The sequence below is a fragment of the Curtanaerobium respiraculi genome, assembly GCF_024609215.1.
Classification (GTDB): Bacteria; Actinomycetota; Coriobacteriia; order Coriobacteriales; family Eggerthellaceae; genus Curtanaerobium; species Curtanaerobium respiraculi.
Genome location: NZ_JANIPD030000034.1, coordinates 1 through 17181, shown reverse-complemented (window position 1 = coordinate 17181; position 17181 = coordinate 1). Strand labels below are relative to the sequence as shown.

Genomic DNA, 17181 nt, shown 5'->3' with positions numbered 1-17181 from the left:
CCCAACCGGCGAGTCGCTTCTTTTCTGGTATCCTATGCCCGGACTTTCTTACGGGAGGGTAACGGCAATTCGAAAAAGTCCTGTTGGCCCGGGCTTGAACCTCGAGCGTCAATCCCGGTCTAGGAGGGCGAAAGGGAAAGGGGGGAATGCATGGACATGGATGCCCTGGTCGCCTTGACGGGCGACATCGACACCTTCATGTACACCTACATCCTCATCATCATGCTCGTGGTCTCGGGCGTGCTCTTCACCGTGCGCACCAAGGGCGTGCAGATCCGCTTGTTCAAGGACATGATCAAGTCGATCACCGAGCAGAAGTACAACGAGGGGGAGGCCACCGCGTCCTCGTTCCAAGCCCTCATGATATCCACCGCCAGCCGCGTGGGCACCGGCAACATCGCCGGCGTCTCCACGGCGATCGCCTTCGGCGGGCCGGGCGCCCTTCTGTGGATGTGGATCATGGCGTCGATCGGCGCTGCGTCCGCCTTCGTCGAGTCGACGCTCGCCCAGATATGGAAGGTCAAGAACGAGGACGGCTCGTTCCGCGGCGGCCCGGCCTATTACATCGAGCAGGGCCTCGGCAAGCGCTGGCTCGGCGTGGTGTTCGCCATCACCCTCATCCTCTGCTTCGCGTTCGGCTTCAACGCGCTTCAGGCGTACAACGCCTCCAGCACGTTGGAAGTGTACATGCCCGACTACTTCAGCAGCGGCGTGGTCGTGTGGGTCGCGCTGCTCATCGCGGCGTTCATGGCGATGTGCATCTTCGGCGGCGGTGCGCGCATCAGCTTCCTCACCAGCATCATCGTGCCCATCATGGCCATCAGCTACCTGCTGATCGCCATAGTGATCACCTTCATGCACGCCGGCGACATCCCCGCGGTGTTCGCGCTCGTGTTCGGCTCGGCATTCGATTTCCGATCCTTCGCGGGTGGGTTCGCGGGTTCGGTGGTGTCCTGGGGCATCAAACGCGGCCTGTACAGCAACGAAGCCGGCATGGGTTCCGCCCCGAACGCCGCCGCTGCGGCGTCGGTGTCCCATCCGGTGAAGCAAGGTCTGGTCCAGACGTTCTCCGTATTCATCGACACGATGATCATCTGCACCTGCACGGGCATGATGATCCTGGTCTTCTACGTGGGCAGCGGCATGACCACCATGGTCGACCCCGTCACCAACATCGTCTCGTTCGTGAACCCGCAGTCGGGCAAGATCCTGACCGGCATGCCCCTCGTGCAGGAGGCGCTGCGCTACTCGCTGGGCGACTTCGGCGTGAACTTCATCACGTTCAGCATCTTCCTGTTCGCGTTCTCCAGCCTGCTGGGCAACTACTACTATGCCGAGAGCAACATCCGCTTCATCAAGGACAACAAATGGGTCACGTTCGTGTTCCGCATCTTCTGCGTCCTCGCGGTGTTCTGGGGCGCCCAGGCGGGATTCGACCTCGTGTGGAACTGCGCCGACATCTTCATGGGATTCCAGGCGTTCGTCAACCTGCTGGCCCTGTTCTTCTTGGGCGGCTGGGCGGTCAAGGCCCTCAAGGATTACGAAGGCCAGCGCGCGGAGGGGAGGAACCCCGTGTTCCAGGCCTCTTCGATTCCCGGCCTGCCTGCCACCGAATGCTGGCACGAGACCCCCGAGGAGCTCGATGAGGCCGCATCGCACGGCGACCTGAGGAAGGAAGCCAAGATGCGCAACCAAGTGGAGGACATGCTGAACGCGTAGATCCCCGCGCCAAAAGAACATGAAACGGCCCCCCGAATCGGAGGGCCGTTTCTGTAAGAGGGGTGGTAGGAGAGGAAATCGAGTCTCGGGCGGAAGGGCTAGACGATTGCGATGGACTTCTTGGACTCCGGTTCGGGTTCGGAGCGCTTGGGGATGTTCACCTTCAACGTGCCGTCTTCGAACTTCGCGGTGATGGCGTCTTCATCGATATCATCGCCCATGTAGAACCTGCGGCTGAACTTGCCGGAGAAGCGCTCCTTGCGGACGTAGGACCTGCTGTCGTCCTTTTCCTCGGACTCGTGCTTCGACTCGGCGGTCACCTCGAGGTAGCCGTCTTCGATTTCCACCGAGACGTCCTCCTTCTTCACGCCGGGCAGGTCGATCTCAAGATCGAAGGCGGAATCGGATTCCTTTATGTCGGTTCGCATGAGCCCGGGGGCGGTTTTGCTCCCGGATCCGGTGGGGATGTCGAAAAACGCATCGAAGGGGGTCATCATGAAGTCGTCGAACAAATTGTTGCTGCGTTTTGCCGGTACCAGCATCTCAATCATCTCCTCGGGCGCTTCCGCGCCTTTTCGTTTTTATCTGGCAGTTATGGTTATATGCCACGGGAAAGCAAGGGTCAATGCAGATCCGACGAAGGTAACCGGCATGTAATATATGTTGCCGTTCCGAAAGAAATATGATGCGTTAGCACTTAGATTGTTCATTGGACGAAAGGCTGCCAGGGAGGGGCCGGGGACGGCGGGCTGAGTGCCGCAGCGGCGAAAGGCGAGCGAGCGCGCTGACGTGCGTGAACGGGGATCGAGCCGCTCCGGCGCCAGCATGCCGTTCCCGGGCTGGCGGAATATATCAGCGGTTCCCTAGATAACCTGAGGGAAGGGTGCCGCGGGCGCGCCTTCCACGGGGCGTGTTTTCGGCGCGCCGATCGTCACGCTCTGTGGTACGCTCCTTGATGCATGAAAGGAAGGCTGGGTGTGAAGACGTATCGCGCGCACTATGTTTCCCCGGCGGGGGCGAATCCCGTGAACGGGACATTCGAATTCGAAAGCGATAACAAGGCGCATTCGAAGGCGAATATGACGGATGCCCGCATCCGCATGCTCGAGCTGTTCGGGAATGAGGCGGTGTCGTGGGTCATCGACGATGTCGAGCTGCTCAAGCAGAAAGACGCCGTCGGGTACGCGCAGCTCCAACTCGACTTCCGCGAGCCGAAGAAGGCGCGCAAGCACCATGTGTTCGACCGCGGGAAGGTCTAGACGATATGACCCGAACCAAGGAACGTGAAGCAATTCGCGGTTGAGGCCATGAAGGGGCCTCCCGAGGCGCAAAATGGTTCCGTTGCTGAAAACCGGCTCCGAGGCGCCGCGACGGCGGGAGGGTCCCATGGCGGCGTATCGTACCCGCCTCGGCATCGACGGCCACCTGAGAACGACGACGATCTGCTCGCTTGCGCCTGCCGACGGCGAGGTGAGGCTGCGCACCTTCAAGGGCAACGATTACGGGGAGATGCGCGAGCGGACGGCCCCCTTCCCGCAGCCCTCCCGCGGCGTGCGCGAGCCGGGTCGCATCGGCTTCGTGCCCGCCCGCGAGCTGGCCTGCGGCGACGTCATGGTCGAGCCGGCCGCCTCCTCGAAGCTGCCGAGCTCCGCCGACTCGCGGTCGAAGAGGAACGGCAGGCGCGACGCCGTGCGGAGCGGCTACTTGTGGGCGAGCTCGAAATCTTGCATGAACCTCACCAACGCTTCGACGCCCGCAAGGGGCATGGCGTTGTATATGCTCGCCCGCAGGCCGCCGACGCTGCGGTGGCCCTTGAGGTTCACAAGCCCCCGCTCCTTCGCCTCGGCGACGAATCGGGCATCCAGATCGGGATCGCCGGTGGCGAATGTCACGTTCATGATGCTCCGGTGGGCGGGGTCGACGACCGTGCCCCGGAAGAGGTCGCTCTCATCGATGGCGCTATAGAGCAGGCGCGCCTTCTCCTGGTTCCGCGCCTGCATCGCCTCGAGCCCGCCCAGCGCTTTGAGATATTTGAACACCAGGCCGCAAACGTAGATGCCCCAGCATGGCGGGGTGTTGTACATGCTCCCCTTCTCCACCTGGGGGCGGTACTCCATCATCACGGGCACGCCAGCCAGGTCGCCTTCCGGGACAAGATCGTGGCGAACGATGACCACCTGGACCCCGGCGGGGCCGACGTTCTTCTGGACGCCTGCATGGATGAGGCCGAACCTCTCCACGTCGACCGGCTCCGACAAGAACATGCTGCTCTGGTCGGACACCAGCGTCACGCCTTCGGTGTCGGGCAGCGTGGGGAAGCGCAGCCCGTGCACGGTCTCGTTCTGGCAGAGGTAGACGTAGTCGGCGTTATCGGGGATGGCGAGGTCGCTGTAGTCGGGCAGGCGGCTGAAGTTGCCGTCTGCGCCGGAGGCCACGATGGGCGCCTCGATGAAGCGCGCCGCCTCCTGCTGCGCCTTCTTCGACCACTGGCCGGTCACCAGGTATGCGGCGACACCGTTCCGGTGCAGGGACAGGTTCATGGGCACCGCGGCGAACTGCAGCGTGTCCCCGCCTTGCAGGAACAGCACATCGTATGAGCCGGGGATCCCCATCAAATCCCGCAGATCCGCCTCCGCCTCGTCGATGATCCCCTGGAAGGCGGGGGAGCGGTGGCTCATCTCCATCACGGACATGCCGCTTCCCCGGCAGTCCATCATCTCGGCTGCCGCCTGTCGCAGCACCGGCTCCGGCAGCACCGCAGGCCCGGCTGAAAAATTGTACACACGCGTCATGATCGGCCCCTTTGCGCATCGTTGGTCGAATGGGATGGCAAGACAGTACCATATCGCCCGGGGTTGCGGGCGGCTCAGAGCGCTTTAGTCTGCGATAGTATTATGAATTTTCACCCCTCGACCGGCGGAAGCCTAGAATGCTATTCATCGCGCGCAGGCCGACGGCCGGCGCGGACGGTACGAAGGCAGGCAGAACGCCTGGACAGACCAGAGAAGGAGGATAAGGATGCCTGAAAAGAATAAGCTCGGCGCGAAAATCAAGACCCTACGCGAGGCCCACCACCTGAGCCAGCAAGACCTGGCCGACCGGAGCGGTTCCGAGCTTGAGATGATCCAGGGGCTCGAAGACGGCGAGCTCCCTCCCTCGTTGGCTCCCCTCATCAAGATCACGCGCGCGCTCGGCGTGCGTCTGGGCACCCTCATGGACGATGACGAGAACCTCGGGCCCATGTACATCGACTCCGACCAGATGGAGGAGGTCACCCGCATGCGCAGCCTGGAGACCAACTCCGATGCGGGCGATCTGCAATACTTCAGCCTCGCCGCCGGCAGGCCCTCGCGCCACATGGACCCCTTCATCATCACCATCTCCCCCTCGGGCGAGATGGACCACCAGCTGGTCGGCCACGAAGGCGAAGAGTGGCTCTTCGGCATGGAGGGCGCCATCGAGATCGAATACGGCAAGGAGCTCTACATACTGCATCCGGGCGAATCCATCTACTACGATTCGATCGTCCCGCATCAGGTGCGCGCCCATAAGGGCCAGAAGGCCAAGTTCCTCGCCTGCGTGTACACCCCGTTCTAGGATCGGCGGCATACTATGACGGAACATGGAACGCCATCGCGCGACCATTTGAAACCCGAGTACGGGTGGACTCCCGACGAGATCGAGCACCGTCGCGCGCAGCAGGGGGAATTCGATGATCCCAGCCCGCGCGCGGATAGCTCGACGGTGCTTCCCGGCGACCTCGATTTCCCCATGCACACGGAGAAGACCATCGGCGATTATTTCCGGGAACGCGTCGAGATGGATCCCGACCATGAATTCATGGTCTATCCCGATCGCGACCTGAGCTGGACCTACGCCGAATTCGACGAGCGTACCGACCGGCTGGCCCGCGGCATGCTCTACATCGGCATGCGCCCCGGCGACCATCTGGGCGTGTGGGCGCGCAACATCCCCGACTGGGTCACCTTCCTGTACGCCTGCGCCAAGATCGGCGTGGTCATGGTCACCATGAACCCGGTGTTCAAGAGCCACGAGCTCGATTACGTGCTGAAGCAGAGCGACATGAAGGCCCTTTGCGTCATCGACAGCTTCCGCGACATCGATTACGTGGAGATCGTGCGACAGCTCATCCCCGAGTCTCTGGAGCAGCAGCGCGGATACCTGAACACGGAGAGCTACCCCTTCTTGAAGAACCTCATCTACATGGGGCCGGAAAAGCACCGCGGGTTCTATAGCGTCCCCGAGCTCCTGCTTTTGGGCGAGCATGTCGAGGAGCAGGAACTCTACGAAGTCACCAAGTCGTTCGACAACAACGACTGCGTGATGATGCAGTACACGAGCGGCACCACGGGGTTCCCCAAGGGCGTCATGCTCACGCACCGCAACATATTGAACGACGGGTTCTTCATCGGCGAAGGCCAGAAGCTCACGCCGAACGACCGCGTGTGCCTGCCGGTGCCCTACTTCCATTGCTTCGGGTGCGTGCTCGGCCTCATGGCGATCCTCACGCACCGCAGCACCATCGTCGGCATCGAGAGCTTCGACGCGGAGATGGTCCTCCAGGCCATCGACAAGGAGAAGGCGACGGCCGTCTACGGCGTGCCCACCATGTACATCGCCGAGCTCAACCATCCCGATTTCGAGAAGTACGACATGAGCAGCCTGCGTACGGGCATCATGGCAGGTAGCCCCTGCCCGCCCGCGACCATGCAGGAAGTCATCGACAAGATGAACATGCGCGACATCACCATCTGCTACGGCCTGACGGAGACGAGCCCCGTGTTCACGCAGACCACGGCGGAAGACGACATCGAGCATAAATGCCACACGGTGGGGAAGAAGCACCCGCCCGTGGCGGTGAAGGTGGCCGACATCACCGACGGGCACCCTCTGGGGCCGGGTGAGCACGGCGAGCTGTGCTGCAAGGGCTACAACGTCATGAAGGGCTACTACAAGATGCCCGAGGAGACGGCGCGGGCCATCGACGAGGATGGGTACCTGCATTCCGGCGACATGGGGACCGTCGACGAGGACGGCTATTTCCGCGTGACGGGCCGCATCAAGGACATGATCATCCGAGGCGGCGAGAACATCTACCCCCTTGAGGTGGAGAACTTCCTGCTCACCATGCCCGGTGTGCTCGACGCGCAGGTGGTGGGCATTCCCGATAAGCGCCTCGGCGAGATCGTGGGGGCGTTTATCCGCGTGAAGCCGGGATACGAGGGCATGACCGAAGATGACGTGCGCGCGTACTCGATTCCCCGCATCGCGCGCTACAAGGTGCCCAAGCGCGTGTTCTTCGTGGACGACTTCCCGATGAACCCGGCGAAGAAGGTGCAGAAGTACAAGCTGCGCGAGCTCGCCAAGGAGCTGACCGAGCGGCAAGGCCAGATGGTGTTCGCCAGCGAGTCGGAGGCGCGAGCCGCCAAGCGAGCAAGCGACGAGGACGACGCGAAGGGCGGGATGTTCCGGGAGCACTAGCGCTTGAGCCTCGAGGCGGCCCCTTCAGGGACGGCGCGGGGAGGCATACTGCACGAGTATCAGGTTTGACGTCGACGACCGTCGATCGTAGCTAGTGCATTTTCGTGAAGTTTTGCTATCATATGCAGCCGTGTGCGCGCGAACGCGTATCGTGTACGCACGGCTTTTTCAAGTGGCATGCGGGTGTGGCGGAATTGGCAGACGCGCCAGATTTAGGTTCTGGTGGGGAAACCCATGAAGGTTCAAGTCCTTTCACCCGCACCATCGAGGCTGCTTGGCAAGGGTTCGACGAGCGCAGGAGCATGCGCTCCCGGCAAACGGTAAGATGGAGGATTTTCGAGTGGAAACCAAAGTTGAGGCTCTGGAAGGCAACCAGAAGAAGCTCACGGTAACCATCGACGCGGAAGACGTCGATGCGCGGATCAAGAAGCAGTACAAGGATTTCGCGTACAAGTACAATTTCCCGGGCTTCCGCAAGGGCAAGGCCCCGCGTCCGGTTATCGACAGCGCGCTGGGCAAGGAAGCCGTCCGCGCCACCGTCACCGATGACGTCCTCAATTCCCTCTATCCCGTCGCCATGGACGAGAACGATCTGATCGCCATCGGCCAGCCCGCATTCGAGGATGCCGAGAGCATGGTCGAAGCGGGCAAGCCCTACAGCTTCGCCGTCACCGTGGAGACCCGTCCCGAGCTCGAGCTTTCCAGCTACGACCGGGTTTCCGTCAAGCTGCCCTCGAGCGAGGCTTCCGACGAGGACATCGATGCCCAGATCGGCGAGCTCCTGAACTACTACTATACCTTCGAGGACTGCGAGGACGACGTCGAGGTCGCCGATGGCAGCTTTGTCGAGCTCGCCCTGAATGCCAAGGATGCAGAGGGCAACGACGTTCCTCGGATCACCACCGAGTCCCGCCTGTACGAGCTGGGCGGCGGCCTGTTCCCGAAGTCCTTCGACGAGGCCCTCAAGGGCATGAAGAAGGGCGATGCGAAGACGGTCGAGATCGACATGTCCGAGCCCTCCATGCTCGCCTCCGGCTTGGAGAACCCGGGCAAGACCGCGATCGAGGTTGAAGTAAAGCAGCTGAAGACAAAGGTCCTGCCCACGCTTGACGACGAATGGGCCCAGAAGACCGCAGGCTTCGAAGGCGGCGTGAAGGAGCTGCGCGAGCGCGTGGCCGAAAGCGTCAAGCAGCAGAAGGAGGACGTGCTTCCCCGCATCCGCGAGAACGAAACGCTCTACGCGCTGCAGGAGCGCCTCGAGGGCGACGTGCCCGCCGACCTTGCCGAGCAGGAGGAGCAGACCCTGCTGCAGAACTTCTTCATGCAGATGCAGCAGTCCGGCATGACATTCGACCAGTACCTCGCGTCCGCGGGCCTCACCACCGACAACTTCCGCGACGACCTGAAGAAGCAGGCGAAGGACGTCGTGGCGCAGGACCTCGCGTTGGACGCCTGGGCGCGCCATACGGGAATCGAAGTCACCGACGAGGAGGTCACCGCCGAATTCGCGAAGAGCGGAGCCGACGACCCCGCGGAGCTCGAAGCCGATTGGCGCAAGAACGGCCGCATCGCCTCGCTGCGCGCCGGCATGAAGCGCGCCCGCGCCCTGGAAGCCATCATCGAGGATCTTCAGGTCGAAGAGCTCAAGCCCGGCGAGAAGCTGAACAGCGTCGCAGCGGAGGAAGCTGCCGCGGCGGAGGATGCTTCCCTGGAGGAAGCCCCCGAAGCCGAAGCGCCCGCCCAAGACGATGCCCCCGAGGCTGCTGCCGAGGACGGCAAGCTCACCAAGGCCGAGCTGAACAAGATGAAGGTCGCCGAGCTGCGCGAGTACGCCCAGGGCAAGGGCATCGAGGCGGAGGGCCTGAAGAAGGCGGAGCTCGTCGAGGCGGTCCTGGCGGCCGAATAGCGCCAGCCGAACCCCGAACTCCCTTTCCCATAACGATTTCAACGGGTTGGCGGCATCTTCGCGGTCGACCCGTTTCCATATCCGACATGCGTATACTACAGTGCGGCAGAAATGACAGAGAAAGAAAAGAGGCACGTATGAACGAATTCGCGAACCCGAAATCTGCGCTCATCCCGTACGTTATCGAGCAATCGCCCCGCGGCGAGCGGAGCTACGACATCTACTCCCGCTTGCTCAACGAGCGCATCGTCTTTTTGGGCGAGACGATCGATGACAACGTCGCAAACTCCGTGGTGGCCCAGCTGCTCCACCTTGAATCCGCCGACCCCGAGAAGGATATCTCCCTCTACGTCAACAGCCCCGGGGGAAGCGTCACCGCCGGCCTGGCGATCCTGGACACCATGAACTACATCCGCTGCGACGTGAGCACCATCTGCATCGGCCAGTGCGCCTCCATGGCGGCCGTCCTGCTGTCCGCGGGCACGAAGGGCAAGCGCTACGCCCTGCCCAACAGCCGCGTGATGATCCACCAGCCGTCCGGCGGGGCCCAGGGCCAGCAGACCGAGATCGCCATCGTCGCGAAGGAGATCCTGTACATCCGCGAGCGCCTGAACAACATACTGGCGGAGAACACCGGCCAGGACCTGGAGACCATCCAGCGCGACACCGAGCGCGACAACTTCATGAGCGCCGAGGAGGCCCGCGCCTACGGCCTGATCGACCAGGTCGTGCTCAGCCGCGTGGCGGAAGCAGCGAACTAGGAAAAGGCAACCCGAATGGCAAAGAATCCTTACGATCCGTTTGGCCGCGAGAACGCCGATGAGATCCATTGCGCGTTCTGCGGTAAAACGCCTTCGCAGGTCAACTCGATGATCAGCGGCCCCAACGGGGTCTGCATCTGCGATGAGTGCATCTCCATCTGCGCCGATGCCTTGATGCGCGACATGGGCGGCCGCGAGCACGGGGCGTATGCCCCCCTCGCGGCGGACGAGCCCTATGCGGAAGAGGGGGGCGACGCCCCGGCCCCCGAGGAGATCCTGGGCAACCTCCCCACTCCGCATGAGCTCTACGACCGCCTCAGCGCGTTCGTGGTGGGCCAGGAAGAGGCCAAGCGGGCCCTGTCCGTCGCGGTGTACAACCACTACAAGCGTATCAGCCTCGGCGCCGATTCGACCGAGGATGATGTGGAGCTCGCGAAGAGCAACATCCTTTTGCTCGGCCCCACGGGAAGCGGCAAGACGCTGCTCGCCCAGACGCTTGCGAGGACGCTGCGCGTTCCATTCGCCATCGCCGATGCCACCACGCTCACAGAGGCGGGCTACGTGGGCGAAGACGTCGAGAACATCCTGCTCAAGCTCATCACGGCGGCGGATTTCGATATCCCGCGCGCGGAAATCGGCATCATCTACATCGATGAGATCGATAAAATCGCCCGCAAAGCGGAGAACCTTTCCATCACCCGCGATGTGTCGGGCGAAGGGGTGCAGCAGAGCCTGCTGAAGATCGTCGAAGGCTGCGAAGCCAGCGTGCCCCCGCAAGGTGGTCGCAAGCATCCGCAGCAGGAGCTCATCCACATCGATACGACCAACATACTGTTCATACTGGGCGGCGCGTTCGTCGGGCTTTCCGACATCATCGCCGCGCGCGTGGGCGGCGGAGGCATCGGGTTCGGCGCGGAGCTTCCAGCGAGCAAGAAGCGCGAGGACGCCGAGCTGTTGGCGAAGGTGCTTCCCGAGGACCTGAACAAATTCGGCATGATCCCCGAATTCGTCGGGCGCATCCCCGTGATCACCAATCTGAAGGAGCTTTCCGAGGATGATCTCGTGCGCATCCTCACCGAGCCGCGCAATGCGCTGGTCAAGCAGTACAAGCGCATGTTCGAGTTCGAGGATTCCGACCTCGTGATCGAGGACGACGCCCTGCGCGCCATCGCGCACAAGGCGGTCGAGCATAACACCGGCGCTCGCGGCCTGCGCTCCATTTGCGAAAACGTGCTGATGGATGTCATGTACGACCTGCCCGAACACGACGGCGCCACGCGGGTGACCGTCCGTGCGAGCGATATCGAGGGAACAACGAGGCCGGAGATCGAATCCGCCGAACGCGGGATCGACGGGCCGGGGCTCAGAGGCGAAGACACCACCGTCGCCTAGCATATACGTACCAGGTGCGCCGCGGGGTTTTCTTGCGGCGCATTGTCGCATCGGAGGAAGAAAAGGACCCATGGCCGAGAAGAAGAAAGTCGATTACGATTTCGCTGCCCACGAAGCCCCCCTGTTCCACGCGTGGAACGATGGGGGCTATTTCAAACGCTCGAAGGGATTCGGCCCGCATGCGGGGGACACTTACACGGTGGTCATCCCGCCGCCGAACATCACCGGCGTGTTGCACATGGGCCACGCGCTCGACGACTCGATCCAGGACGCATGCATCCGCCGCGCCCGCATGCAAGGGTATCGGACCCGGTGGATCCTGGGCACCGACCATGCCGGCATCGCCACCCAAACCAAGGTGGATAAGAAGCTCGCCGAGCAGGGCATCAGCCGCCTTGAGATCGGCCGCGAGAAATTCGTCGAGGCCTGCTACGACTGGCGGGCGGAGTACGGCGCGACCATCGTCAACCAGATCAAGCGCATGGGCGCCTCCTGCGATTATTCGGACGAGCACTTCACCCTCGACCCCGACTATATCGACGCGGTCCGCCGCCTGTTCGTGGAGTGGTACCATGACGGGCTGATCTACCGTGGCAAGCGCATCGTCAACTGGTGCCCGCATTGCACCACGGCCATCGCCGACGACGAGGCGGAGTACGTGGAGGAGAAAGGCTGCCTCTGGTACCTACGCTACCCGTTGAAGGAGCCGGTGAACGGCCGGGACTACCTGGTCGTGGCCACGACGCGCCCCGAGACCATGCTGGGCGACACCGGCGTCGCCGTCTCCCCCAAAGATCCCGACAAGGCGGCCTACGTCGGCGCCACGGTGATGCTCCCCATCGTCGACCGCGAGATCCCGGTGTTCAGCGACTACTACGTCGATGCCGGTTTCGGCACGGGCTTCGTGAAGGTGACCCCCGCGCACGACCCGAACGACTGGGGCATGGGGGAGCGCCACGGCTTGGAGAAGATCAACATATTCGACGAGACCGCCCATGTGGTGGATGGCTACGGCGCATTCAGCGGCATGGACCGCGACGAGGCGCGCGAGGCGGTCGTCGCTTGGTTCGAAGGGCACGGCCTGCTCGACCATGTCGAAGAGCACGACCATAGCGTCATGACATGCTATCGCTGCTACACCAAGCTCGAGCCGTGGCTCTCCGAGCAGTGGTTCGTCGCGGTCGATCGCCTGAAGGAGCCCGCCGCCGAAGCGGTCCGCTCCGACCAGATCACCTTCTATCCGTCGCGTTGGAAGCAGGTGTACCTCGACTGGCTCGAGAATCTGAAAGACTGGTGCATCAGCCGCCAGCTTTGGTGGGGGCATCGCATACCCATGTTCTACTGCGACGAGTGCGGTTGGGAGGATGCGAGCGTCGAGGATATCGATACCTGCCCGAAATGCGGCGCCGCTGTGCGCCGCGACGAGGATGTGCTCGATACCTGGTTCTCCAGCCAGCTGTGGCCGTTTGCCACCATGGGATGGACCAAGGCGGGGACGCATGCCCCCGAGCTCGAGGATGCGTATCCCACGCAGATGCTCGCCACGGCACGCGACATCATGGGCCTGTGGGTCGCCCGCATGGTGATGGCGAGCGAGTACTGCATGCACGACATTCCCTTCAAGGACGTGGTCATCTACCCGACGGTCATGGGCGCCGACGGCAAGCCGATGAGCAAGAGCCGCGGCAACGGCGTGGACCCCTTGGAGATGATGGACGTCTACGGCGCCGATGGCATGCGCTTCGGCCTGCTCATGCAGGTGACCGGCGCGCAGGATCTGAAATTCAACGAGAGCAAGCTCGAGAACGCGCGCAATTTCGCGAACAAGATCCGCAATGCCGCCCGCTTCGTGCAGATGAACCTCGACGGGTTCGTTCCCGGCGAACCCGAAGCCACCACCCCCGCCGACAAATGGATCTTCAGCCGCTTGGCCCATCTGGTTCCCCAGATTGACGAGGCGTTCGACTCCTACGAGTTCAGCGAGGTGACCCGCGCGCTCTACGCCTTCTTCTGGAATGAGTTCTGCGACTGGTACATCGAGTTTTCCAAGAGCCGTTTGCAGGGAGGCGACGCGCAGGACCGCCTTGCGTGCCAGCGCAATCTCGTGTTCGTGCTCGATTGCGCTTTGCGCCTGCTGCATCCGATCATGCCGTTCGTCACCGAGGAGATTTTCCAGGACCTTCCGATCGAGAAGGAAGAGCCGTATCTCATCGGATGCGCATGGCCTGATGCCGGCGCGCTTGCCCGTTATGTGGATGATAGCGCGGAGCGCGCGGTGACATTGGTGTGCGAGACCATTTCGGCAGCCCGGGCGAATCGCTCGCGTTACGGCATTTCCCCCAAGACCCCGCTTTCCCTGGTGGTAAAGGCCGAGGACGCGGCGGACATCGCCTTGTTGGAGGGGCAGAGGCAGCTCGTGGTCGACATGGGGAACCTCTCATCGCTCGAGATCGCCGTCGATGCCGCCAAGCCCGCCGAGTCGAGCGTCTCGTTGGCGCCCGGCTTGGAGGTGTACACGCTCCTGTCCGGCCTCGTCGATTTCGCAGCGGAACGCAATCGCCTTGCCAAGCAGCAGGGGGAGTTGGAGAAGGACATCGCCAAGATCGCCAGGAAGCTGTCGAATCCCGGATACCTCTCCAAAGCGGCTCCCGAGGTGATCGCGAAAGATAGGGCAAAGCACGCGGATCTGTCCGACGAGCTCGGTCGCGTGAACAGCCAGCTTGCCGAGCTCTCATAGGGAAGAAGGGGAGGGGCTCCGCAAGCTGGATGCGCAGGTAAGTCTTTCCCATACGAAGCTGACCTCGGTAAATCGGGGCCAGCTTCGTATCCGACTCGATCTTTCAGCCTTTCCAGCCCCTTCGGCCCATTTGCGGGCTTCATCCCTTTATTTCGTATGTTTTCGGGTTCTTCATGCCCAAGCCCGGCTTTTGCTATACTTTCTTCTCATGAGCCTAGGGAAGCACTGATGAATTCCGCCTTGGCCAGGGACGGCAGGCTGGCGCCGGAGCGGCGAAAGCCGAGCGAGCACAGGCGTGCGCGAACGGGGATCGAGCCGCTCCGGCGCCAGCATGCCGTTCTGGGGCTTGCAGAATTCATCAGCGGTTCCCTAACTCTTGAACTGGCAATTTCAGCATATGGGGAACAAGATGTCTGAACTCATGTCACAATTTATCACGCCTCAGGTGCAAGGGGCCTTCACCGTGCTCATGGTCATGGTGGCGGCTATTTACGTCTTGGTGGTCGTCTGGGTCGCGCGTGATGCGTATCAGCGCGGCTCGCTCTGGTGGGCTTGGGCGCTCGTCGCTCTGATCCCCGTCGTCGGCGTCATCGCCTATCTTCTCCTCCGGCCGTCCCTGCTTCAGGTGGACCGGTCCGAGCAGGAGCTTGAAATCGCGTTGAAGCAGCGCGAGTTGATGAAGTACGGCGAATGCGCGAATTGCGGCTATCCGGTCGAGGCCGACTATGTGGTGTGCCCCAACTGCCATCAGAGGTTGAAGAACCTCTGCAGCAATTGCGGCCACGCGCTCGACCCGGCGTGGTCGGTGTGCCCGTATTGCGCGAAACCGGTCGGCGGCAGCTCTCGACGTCGCAGCGGTTCGGCTCCGAGCCGCCCCCGTCGAACTACGCCCCAAAGCCGATCGGATGGCCCCCAGGGCAGGGGCCAGCAAGAAGAGCAGTAACGCTCGCATCGGTACCCGGCGCCCTGAGAAGGGCGCTTTTTGTTTGCAGACGTTTTGTCTACGTCCGGCGAAAGGAAAAATCATGAACATCAAACTACCTGATGGATCTTCGAAGGAGCTTGCGGAAGGCGCAACGGTCGCCGACGTCGCCGCGGCGATCGGACCCGGTTTAGCCAAAGCGGCCCTCGGCGGGAAGATCAATGGGGATTTCGCCGATCTCGATTTCCCTGTGCATGACGGCGACACGATCGAGATCATCACAGCGAAATCCCCCGATGCACTGGGCGTGCTCCGCCATTCCTGCGCCCATGTGATGGCGGAAGCCGTCCAACTGCTGTATCCCGGCGCGCAGATCGCCTTCGGGCCGCAGACCGATGACGGGTTCTTCTACGACTTCAGCCTCGACCAGACGATCTCGTCAGACGATTTTCCCGCCATCGAGGCGAAGATGGCTGAGATCATCGCCCGCGACGAGCCCTTCGTGCGCGAGGTGGTCTCGCGCGAGCAGGCGAAGGAGATCTTCAAGGATCAGAAATTCAAGGCGGAGCATATCAACGACCTCCCCGAGGACGAGGAGATCATCATCCGCCGGCATGGCGAATTCGTCGATCTGTGCGGCGGGCCCCACATCCCCAGCGCGGGGTGCATCGGGGCATTCAAACTGACGAAGGTGGCGGGCGCCTATTGGAAGGGCGATGCCGACAACGAGCAGCTGCAGCGCATCTACGGCACGGCGTTCTTCAAGAAGAGGGATTTAGACGAGTACCTGCATAACCTGGAAGAGGCCGAGAGGCGCGACCATCGCAAGCTCGGTCGCGAATTGGGCATCTACGTGATGGACGAGATGGCTGGCGTGGGCCTGCCGATGTATCTCCCCGCAGGTGCCCGCGTCATCCGCATCCTACAGGAATGGTTGCGGCGCGAGCTCTACCGCCGCGGATACGAAGAGGTCATCACGCCCCATATCTACAAGGCGGATGTGTGGAAGACGAGCGGCCATTACGGCTACTATCACGACAACATGTACTTCTTCAACATAAACGAGGGAAGCGATGACGAGCCGCGCATGAGCGAGTACGGCGTCAAGCCGATGAACTGCCCTGGCCATGTCATGCTGTTCAAGAACGCGATCCACTCCTACAAGGAGATGCCCATCCGCTTCTTCGAGTTCGGCACGGTCTACCGCCATGAGCTTTCCGGGGCCGTGCACGGCCTCATGCGCGCCCGCGGCTTCACGCAGGACGATGCGCATGTGTTCTGCCGCGAAGACCAGGTGGTCGACGAGGTGTGCGCCATATTGGACCTGGCGGACGATATCATGGGCGAATTCGGCTTCGAATACATGGCAGAGATCTCGACGCGTCCCGAGAAGAGCATCGGCACGGACGAGATGTGGGAGAAGGCGGAAAGCTTCCTGCGCACGGCAATCGAGCGCAAGGGCATCCCGTACGAGGTGAATCCCGGCGACGGCGCTTTCTATGGCCCGAAGATCGACATCAAGGTGAAGGACGCCATCGGGCGTTGGTGGCAGTGCTCTACGGTGCAAGTCGACTTCAACCTGCCCGAGCGGTTCGACATCAGCTACCGCACGGCGGACAATTCCGAGGAGCGCCCATGGATGCTCCACCGCGCCCTGTTCGGCAGCATCGAGCGCTTCCTGGGCATACTGATCGAGCACACGACGGGCAATCTGCCGCTGTGGCTGGCTCCCACGCAGGCGGTGGTCATCCCCATCGCCGACCGCCATTTGGACGCCGCACGCGAGATCGCTCGCAAGCTGACGGCTGCGGAAGGCCGCGTGAAGATCTACGCGCAGAACGAGCCGATGCGCGTGAAGATCGCCAAAGCGCAGGCGCAGAAAGTCCCCTACATGCTCGTCGTGGGCGATAAGGAGATCGAGTCCGGCACGGTGAGCGTGCGCAAGCGCGAGGGCGGCGCGCAATCGACCATGTCCGTGGATGATTTCGTGCAGCTCATCGCCGACGCGCGGGTGAAGTAGGCGCTACGCTGCCGAGATCGACGCAACGGCTTCCGCTGCGCTCGGAGGCGAGGATCGGAACGCCCGTTTCCGATCCTCGCCCTTCTAGGGAAGCGCTGATCAACCTATAAGTTGTTTTCTATTGTACGACGCATTTTCGGATGGCCGGACGGTCAGCTCCGATTAGCCCGGCCGAAGGCGATTCGCGCGTTTACGGGCATGCTGGCGCCGCCCCTGCTAGAA

At 62.4% G+C, this 17181-nt stretch carries 12 protein-coding genes and 1 tRNA gene; 11 read left to right on the top strand and 2 right to left on the bottom strand.

Annotation, left to right across the window (positions count from 1 at the left end; all coding sequences use genetic code 11):
- Positions 1-150 precede the first annotated feature (150 nt).
- Positions 151-1719, top strand: a complete 1569-nt coding sequence (locus tag NOV21_RS07920) for an alanine/glycine:cation symporter family protein (RefSeq protein WP_283170516.1) — start codon at positions 151-153, stop codon at positions 1717-1719.
- A 98-nt stretch (positions 1720-1817) separates the two neighbouring features.
- On the opposite strand, the gene NOV21_RS07915 is transcribed toward NOV21_RS07920, so the two are convergent.
- The gene (locus NOV21_RS07915; protein WP_283170515.1) at positions 1818-2261 is read right to left on the bottom strand and encodes an Hsp20/alpha crystallin family protein; all 444 of its coding nucleotides are present in this window, start codon (positions 2259-2261) and stop codon (positions 1818-1820) included.
- A 435-nt stretch (positions 2262-2696) separates the two neighbouring features.
- On the opposite strand from NOV21_RS07915, the gene NOV21_RS07910 reads away from it, so the two are divergent.
- Positions 2697-2978 carry a hypothetical protein gene (locus tag NOV21_RS07910; protein ID WP_283170514.1) on the top strand — a complete coding sequence of 94 codons (282 nt, stop codon included), beginning with the start codon at positions 2697-2699 and terminating at the stop codon, positions 2976-2978.
- Between the two features lie 441 nt (positions 2979-3419).
- Here the strand turns inward: NOV21_RS07910 and serC are convergent, their stop codons facing one another.
- Positions 3420-4511 carry a 3-phosphoserine/phosphohydroxythreonine transaminase gene (gene serC, locus NOV21_RS07905; RefSeq protein WP_283170513.1) on the bottom strand — a complete coding sequence of 364 codons (1092 nt, stop codon included), beginning with the start codon at positions 4509-4511 and terminating at the stop codon, positions 3420-3422.
- A 226-nt stretch (positions 4512-4737) separates the two neighbouring features.
- On the opposite strand from serC, the gene NOV21_RS07900 reads away from it, so the two are divergent.
- From NOV21_RS07900 to thrS, 9 genes are all read left to right on the top strand, one after another.
- A complete protein-coding gene (locus NOV21_RS07900) occupies positions 4738-5316 on the top strand; it encodes a helix-turn-helix domain-containing protein (protein ID WP_283170512.1) in 579 nt (192 codons plus the stop codon).
- A gap of 15 nt (positions 5317-5331) precedes the next feature.
- Complete coding sequence (locus NOV21_RS07895) at positions 5332-7221, top strand: AMP-binding protein (protein WP_283170511.1); 1890 nt, start codon at positions 5332-5334, stop codon at positions 7219-7221.
- Positions 7222-7400: 179 nt separating this feature from the next.
- Positions 7401-7485: transfer RNA gene (locus NOV21_RS07890), tRNA-Leu, on the top strand.
- A 76-nt stretch (positions 7486-7561) separates the two neighbouring features.
- Positions 7562-9127, top strand: a complete 1566-nt coding sequence (gene tig, locus NOV21_RS07885; protein ID WP_283170510.1) for a trigger factor — start codon at positions 7562-7564, stop codon at positions 9125-9127.
- A gap of 137 nt (positions 9128-9264) precedes the next feature.
- Positions 9265-9888 carry an ATP-dependent Clp endopeptidase proteolytic subunit ClpP gene (gene clpP, locus NOV21_RS07880; RefSeq protein WP_283170509.1) on the top strand — a complete coding sequence of 208 codons (624 nt, stop codon included), beginning with the start codon at positions 9265-9267 and terminating at the stop codon, positions 9886-9888.
- Positions 9889-9903: 15 nt separating this feature from the next.
- Positions 9904-11280, top strand: a complete 1377-nt coding sequence (clpX, locus tag NOV21_RS07875; protein ID WP_283170508.1) for an ATP-dependent Clp protease ATP-binding subunit ClpX — start codon at positions 9904-9906, stop codon at positions 11278-11280.
- Between the two features lie 70 nt (positions 11281-11350).
- Positions 11351-14017 carry a valine--tRNA ligase gene (locus NOV21_RS07870; RefSeq protein WP_283170507.1) on the top strand — a complete coding sequence of 889 codons (2667 nt, stop codon included), beginning with the start codon at positions 11351-11353 and terminating at the stop codon, positions 14015-14017.
- Between the two features lie 409 nt (positions 14018-14426).
- Entirely contained in the window at positions 14427-14960 is a 534-nt protein-coding gene (locus NOV21_RS07865; protein ID WP_283170506.1) for a double zinc ribbon domain-containing protein, read from the top strand.
- Positions 14961-15042: 82 nt separating this feature from the next.
- Complete coding sequence (gene thrS / locus NOV21_RS07860; RefSeq protein ID WP_283170505.1) at positions 15043-16959, top strand: threonine--tRNA ligase; 1917 nt, start codon at positions 15043-15045, stop codon at positions 16957-16959.
- Positions 16960-17181 lie beyond the last annotated feature (222 nt).

Coding starts and splice junctions, on each gene's coding strand:
- NOV21_RS07900 (WP_283170512.1), top strand. CDS start 4,738: ATGCCTGAAAAGAATAAGCTCGGCGCGAAAATCAAGACCCTACGCGAG.
- serC (WP_283170513.1), bottom strand. CDS start 4,511: ATGACGCGTGTGTACAATTTTTCAGCCGGGCCTGCGGTGCTGCCGGAG.
- NOV21_RS07915 (WP_283170515.1), bottom strand. CDS start 2,261: ATGCTGGTACCGGCAAAACGCAGCAACAATTTGTTCGACGACTTCATG.
- NOV21_RS07870 (WP_283170507.1), top strand. CDS start 11,351: ATGGCCGAGAAGAAGAAAGTCGATTACGATTTCGCTGCCCACGAAGCC.
- NOV21_RS07865 (WP_283170506.1), top strand. CDS start 14,427: ATGTCTGAACTCATGTCACAATTTATCACGCCTCAGGTGCAAGGGGCC.
- clpX (WP_283170508.1), top strand. CDS start 9,904: ATGGCAAAGAATCCTTACGATCCGTTTGGCCGCGAGAACGCCGATGAG.
- thrS (WP_283170505.1), top strand. CDS start 15,043: ATGAACATCAAACTACCTGATGGATCTTCGAAGGAGCTTGCGGAAGGC.
- clpP (WP_283170509.1), top strand. CDS start 9,265: ATGAACGAATTCGCGAACCCGAAATCTGCGCTCATCCCGTACGTTATC.
- NOV21_RS07920 (WP_283170516.1), top strand. CDS start 151: ATGGACATGGATGCCCTGGTCGCCTTGACGGGCGACATCGACACCTTC.
- NOV21_RS07895 (WP_283170511.1), top strand. CDS start 5,332: ATGACGGAACATGGAACGCCATCGCGCGACCATTTGAAACCCGAGTAC.